This window comes from Brevundimonas sp., assembly GCF_030656255.1.
GTDB lineage: Bacteria > Pseudomonadota > Alphaproteobacteria > Caulobacterales > Caulobacteraceae > Brevundimonas.
This window is the reverse complement of sequence record NZ_JAUSOE010000065.1, coordinates 1-5,506: the sequence shown is the minus strand read 5'-3', so window position 1 is coordinate 5,506 and position 5,506 is coordinate 1. Positions and strand designations below refer to the sequence as shown.

The 5,506-nt window shown below is 64.9% G+C and carries 5 protein-coding genes and 1 pseudogene; all 6 read right to left on the bottom strand.

Translation table 11 applies throughout. From position 1 onward, the window contains the following. Nucleotides 1–95, bottom strand: a pseudogene (gene pyrH / locus Q7J26_RS07100) (UMP kinase); the annotation flags it as partial. Between the two features lie 128 nt (nucleotides 96–223). Further along, on the bottom strand, nucleotides 224–1,165 hold the full coding sequence (gene tsf / locus Q7J26_RS07095; RefSeq protein ID WP_135195904.1) for a translation elongation factor Ts: 942 nt from the start codon (nucleotides 1,163–1,165) through the stop codon (nucleotides 224–226). 151 nt (nucleotides 1,166–1,316) lie between these two features. After that, nucleotides 1,317–2,225 carry a 30S ribosomal protein S2 gene (gene rpsB / locus Q7J26_RS07090; protein WP_304935787.1) on the bottom strand — a complete coding sequence of 303 codons (909 nt, stop codon included), beginning with the start codon at nucleotides 2,223–2,225 and terminating at the stop codon, nucleotides 1,317–1,319. Nucleotides 2,226–2,445: 220 nt separating this feature from the next. Continuing rightward, complete coding sequence (locus Q7J26_RS07085) at nucleotides 2,446–3,042, bottom strand: DUF4142 domain-containing protein (protein WP_304935786.1); 597 nt, start codon at nucleotides 3,040–3,042, stop codon at nucleotides 2,446–2,448. A 97-nt stretch (nucleotides 3,043–3,139) separates the two neighbouring features. Continuing rightward, the gene (locus tag Q7J26_RS07080; RefSeq protein ID WP_304935785.1) at nucleotides 3,140–3,634 is read right to left on the bottom strand and encodes a DUF3224 domain-containing protein; all 495 of its coding nucleotides are present in this window, start codon (nucleotides 3,632–3,634) and stop codon (nucleotides 3,140–3,142) included. Continuing rightward, a partial coding sequence (dnaE, locus tag Q7J26_RS07075; RefSeq protein ID WP_304935784.1) for a DNA polymerase III subunit alpha occupies nucleotides 3,634–5,506 on the bottom strand: 1,873 nt, incomplete at its 5' end. The genes dnaE and Q7J26_RS07080, both read right to left, overlap by 1 nt.

Here is a 5,506-nt window from a genome sequence, read left to right as displayed (position 1 = left end):
ATATCGACGCCGAAGGTCTGATCACCCATCAGAACTTCGCCGGAAACCTTGAGCAGGACGCGCTTGTAGCGAAAATTGGCGGGGGCGTCGGGCATGCGGCGGGGGTCCGTTTGACTGCGGCGCCTTTGAATCAGGCGACTTCTTATAGACGAAGGGCGCGCCGGCCATCAAAGCCGAACGCGCCCTTCTGATACAAAACCCTCACGAATGAGGGGAAGATTTCTTAGTTGCCGCCCATCATGGAGGCGACTTCCGACGCGAAGTCGGGACCTTCGACCTTCTCGACGCCTTCACCCAGCGCCAGGCGGACGAAGCCGGCTAGGTGCAGGTTGGAGGAGCCCAGTTCCTTGGCCGAGTTGGCGACCAGCTGTTCGATGGTCACGTCCGGATCCATCACGAACGGCTGCTTGGACAGCACCACGTCCTTCTGGAACTTGTTGATCTGGCCTTCCACGATCTTGGCGATCATGGCTTCCGGGCGACCTTCTTCCTTGGCCTTTTCGGTCAGGACGGTGCGCTCCTTCTCAATGGCGGCCGGGTCCAGGTCGTCGGTGTTCAGCGACAGCGGCGCCGTGGCGGCGACGTGCATGGCGATCTTGCGGCCCAGTTCGCGAAGCGCAGTCTTGTCGCCCTCGCCTTCCAGAGCCACCAGCACGCCGATACGACCCACGCCCGGCGAAACCGCGTTGTGGACATAGGTCGAGACGACGCCTTCCGACACCGACAGGCGGGCGGCGCGGCGCAGTTGCATGTTCTCGCCGATGGTGGCGATCATGTTTGTCACTTCGTCCTGGACCGTCTTGCCGGCTTCCAGTTCGGCGCCGTGCAGGGCTTCGACCGAGTGATGGTCCAGACCCAGTTGGGCGAACGACTTGGCGGCGTTCTGGAACAGTTCGTTGCGGGCGACGAAGTCGGTTTCCGCGTTGAACTCGATGGCGGCGGCGACTTCGCCCTTGCCGTCTTCCTTGGACGCCACGGCGACCAGGCCTTCAGCGGCGACGCGGTCGGCCTTCTTGGCGGCCTTGGACAGGCCCTTGGCGCGCAGCCAGTCGATCGATGCTTCGATGTTGCCGTCGTTTTCGACCAGCGCCTTCTTGCAGTCCATCATGCCGACGCCCGAACGCTCGCGAAGTTCCTTCACGAGGGCGGCAGTGATCTCGGCCATGTTCTTCTCCTTGGGGGATTCGTATGTGGGAACGGCCGGGCTGATTTAGCCCGGCCGTGTGTCAGTTCAACGCACGGCCTTCCCTGTTGTGACGCTATCGCTCACCGCGCGGCGGCTCGCTGAATGAGCGTCCCGGAAGACCGTCGGGCGATCAGCCCGTGGCCTTCTCGGTTTCGACGGCGTCGTTGGCTTCCGAAGTGGCGGCCTGAGCGGCTTCGTCGGCGACAGCCGGTTCAGCAGCGGCGACCAGTTCAGCGGCGACGTCTTCCGTGCCGGCCGGAGCGGCGTCGGCTTCGACCGGGGTCGAGGCTTCACGCAGCATGGGCTCGTCCGGATTGATCGCAGCGCCCAGATCCACGCCCGAGGCCGAAGCACCGGCGGCCAGACCGTCCAGGACGGCGTCGGCGATCAGGTCGCAGTAGGTCTGGATGGCGCGAGCGGCGTCGTCGTTGCCGGGGACCGGATAGGTGATGCCGTCCGGATCCGAGTTGGTGTCCAGGATGGCGATGATAGGGATGTTCAGCTTGCGAGCTTCCTGGATCGCGATCGCTTCCTTGTTGGTGTCGATCACGAACATGATGTCCGGGATCGAACCCATGTCCTTGATTCCGCCCAGCGACAGCTCAAGCTTGTCCTTCTCGCGCTGCAGGTTCAGCAGTTCCTTCTTGACGCGGCCTTCGCCGCCGTTCTCGAGGATGCCTTCCAGTTCACGTAGACGGGCGATCGAACCCGAGACGGTGCGCCAGTTGGTCAGGGTGCCGCCCAGCCAACGGTTGTTCATATAATACTGGGCGCAGCGCTTGGCGGCTTCGGCGACCGGCTCGGAAGCCTGGCGCTTGGTGCCGACGAACAGGACGCGGCCGCCCTTGGCGGCGACATCGCGCACGGCCACCAGAGCCTGGTGGAACAGCGGCATCGTCTGCGACAGGTCGATGATGTGGATGTTGGAGCGCGAGCCGAAGATGTAACGGTCCATCTTCGGGTTCCACCGGTGCGTCTGGTGGCCGAAGTGGGCGCCCGCTTCAAGCAGGGTGCGCATCGAGAATTCAGGCAGAGCCATGATCGTTCAGTCCTTTTTCCGATCAAACGTGGCGCGGGGGATTAAAGGTCACAAGACCCTCGGAATGGAGCGGATCGGGATGTCTCCCCGAAACGCGCCTCGCCCGCGTTGCGAAATGCGGGGGCCATGTAGGCGGGATAGGCCCCAATAGCAAGCGCCGCCTGACAAAACGCAACAGGCGGCCCCTCTCGGGACCGCCTGCCGTAACCATTTCGTCGCCTTAGTTCATCGCATCAATAAGGGCCTGGGCGCGATCACGGTGCGCCGTGATGGTCGGGATCAGCTCCCGGGCTAGGCCGGCCAGGGCGGGGGCGTCGGTGTTGTCGTCGAACCCGTTCAGCAAGGTCAGTGTCTCGTTATGGGCGGCGATCTGCTGCTCCAGATAGACCTTGTCGAAATCGGCGGGCGTGGCGGCCTTCAGATTGTCGATGAGTCCCTGGCGACGTTCGTCCAGCGCGGTGGGGACCGCGACGTTCGGCGCCGCCGTTGCGACGACCGAGGTCATCTTTTCACCCGCAGCCGTATGATCCTTGTCGATCATGGCCGCCAGGGCCCTGACGTCGGAGTTGGTCGATTTGGAGGCCGCGACCTCTGCGGCCTGGATTTCATACATGTTGCCGACCGCCAGGCTGGTGACGAAGCCCTCGACGGTGTTGGCGCCCAAGGTGGCGGCGGAGGTCTGGCCGACGACGCCGGAGGCGGCGTCCTGGGTCGCATTGACGGCTTCGTCGGCGTTCTGGGCCGCAGTGTCGCCGCCCTGGTTGCAGGCGCCGAGAAGAGCCAGCGAAGCAACGCCGGCGAGAACGAGATTTTTCATTGGAACAGTCTCCCTTTAGACTGAACCAAACCTTCAGGCGGCGATGCGGTTCCGTAATTTCAATAGCTTGACCATATGCAATCCGTCTTTTGAGACGTCATTCGGGCAGGCTGTAGTCCAGCCCATAGCGATGTTCGCCGTCGGCGATGGTCAGGTGGAAGACTCCGCTGATCCCGGCCAGATCACCGCTGCCCGAACCCGGCACGATGGTGATCAAAAGCTCTCGCGCGCCCGCATTCATGACGCCCCGGTGGACCATGGAGAAGCCGCCCTGGCGACCGTCCAGCACGCCCGTCACCCGCTCCATGGCGACATAGGCGCCGGACTGGCCGACCATCAGGCCCAGCATTTCGCCCACGCCGCTCCCTTCGAAATCGCCATGGAAGGTCTTGGCGAGTTTCATTCGGCCGTGGGCGTCGGCGGGGGCGTCCGGCTCGGGCGCGACCGGCGTGATCTTGACCTCGAAGGTTCCAGCGGCGTGGGACATGGCGGGGCTCCGGTCGGCGGCCGCAGCGGCGGCGGCAGATTGGGGGACGGATTGGGGTTCGATCACAGACAAGGCCAGGACGGCGGCCAGACCCAGGGCGATCATCACGCCTCCTCCAGCATCAGAACGCCCGGCGCCGACTTCAGGGCGCCGCGCAGGGCGCCGTCCAGCCGGTAGCGGCCGGGAAGCTTGACCTCGACCTCCTGACGGCCCTCCAGCGAGGCGACCAGGGAGATTTCGCCGCCCTTGCCGATAGCGCCGGAGCGGGCGCGCTCCAGCTGGGCCTTCAGGGCCTCGGCGTCGGCGGTGCGGGCAGAGACGTGGATACGCAGACCGATGTTGGCGTCGTCCAGCAGATTGTCCATCCGGCTGGCGTCGTCGCCGAAGAACCGCACCTCGCCTTCGGAGGCCTTGGCGCGGACCCGCACCATGACCGAGGCGCCCGGCTCCAGCACCTCACGGCATTTGCGCAGTTGTTCGGGCGGGAACAGGCATTCGAACTCGCCGGTCGGGTCCGAGAAGGTGACGAAGGCGAATTTCTCGCCGGTCCGGGCGCTGGCGCGCTCCTGTTTGCGACGCACCACCCCGGCCATCTGGAAGGCTTCGTGGCCGGATTCCGCTAGGGGAATGGCCTCGGCGACGAAGGTGACGCGCTTGCGTTTCAGGGCCGAGGTCATCTCGTCCAGCGGGTGGCCGGACAGGTAGAAGCCAACGGCAGACAGTTCGTGGTCCAGCCGTTCCGGCCCGACCCAGGGCTCCACGCTCTTCAGACGTGGCCGCCCCACATGGGCCTGGTCGCCGCCGAACAGGCTGACCTGAGACGAGGCGCGTTCGGCCGCCACGCTCTGGCAATAGGCCATCAGGACGTCGGCCTGTTCGACCAGTTGGCGACGGTTGGGGTGGATGCTGTCGAAGGCCCCGGCCTTGGCCAGGCCTTCCAGCGCCCGCTTGTTGACGCTGCGGGGATCGACCCGTTCGAGGAAGTCGAAGATGTCGGCGAACCGGCCGCCGGTCTCGCGCACCTCGATGACGTGTTTCATCGCCTCGAGCCCGACGTTGCGAATGGCGCCCAGGGCGTAGAGGACCACCCCGCGACTGTCGTCCCAGGCCACGTCGAAGTCGGCCGAGGACCGGTTCAGATCGGGCGGCAGCACCGGCACGTCGAAGCGTTTGGCGTCCTGATAGAAGACCGCCAGCTTGTCGGTGTTCGACAGGTCCAGGCTCATGGAGGCGGCGAAGAATTCGACCGGATGATTGGCCTTCAACCAGCCCGTCTGGAACGAGATCAGGGCGTAGGCGGCGGCGTGCGACTTGTTGAAGCCATAGCCGGCGAACTTGGCCACCAGGTCGAAGATCGAGCCAGACTGGGTCTCGGGGACGGTCTTCTCCAGCGCGCCCTTGATGAAGCGCGCCCGCTGGAAGTCCATCTCCTCCTTCTTCTTCTTGCCCATGGCGCGACGCAGCAGGTCGGCCTCGCCCAGGCTGTAGCCCGCCAGGATCTGGGCGATCTTCATCACCTGCTCCTGGTAGATGATGACGCCGTAGGTCTCGGTCAGAACCTCCTTCAGGCTGGGGTGCAGATAATCGACCTCGGCCCGACCGAACTTCCGGTCGATATAGGTGTCGATCATCTCCATCGGTCCCGGCCGATACAGCGAGATCAGGGCGGTGATCTCTTCGATGGAGCCGCAGCGCATCTTGCGCAGGGTGTCGCGCATGCCCTGGGATTCCAGCTGGAACACCCCGACCGTCTGGCCCGAAGCCATCAGCTCATAGGTGCGCGCGTCGTCCAGCGGCAGGCCGTTCCAGTCCTGGGCCGCACCGCGCCGTTCCAGATAGGCGCGCGCCCGATCCAGCACGGTCAGGGTCTTCAGCCCCAGGAAGTCGAACTTCACCAGACCGGCGGCCTCGACCCATTTCATGTTGAACTGGCTGGCCGGGATGGTCGAGCGCGGGTCCTGGTACAGGGGCGCCAGC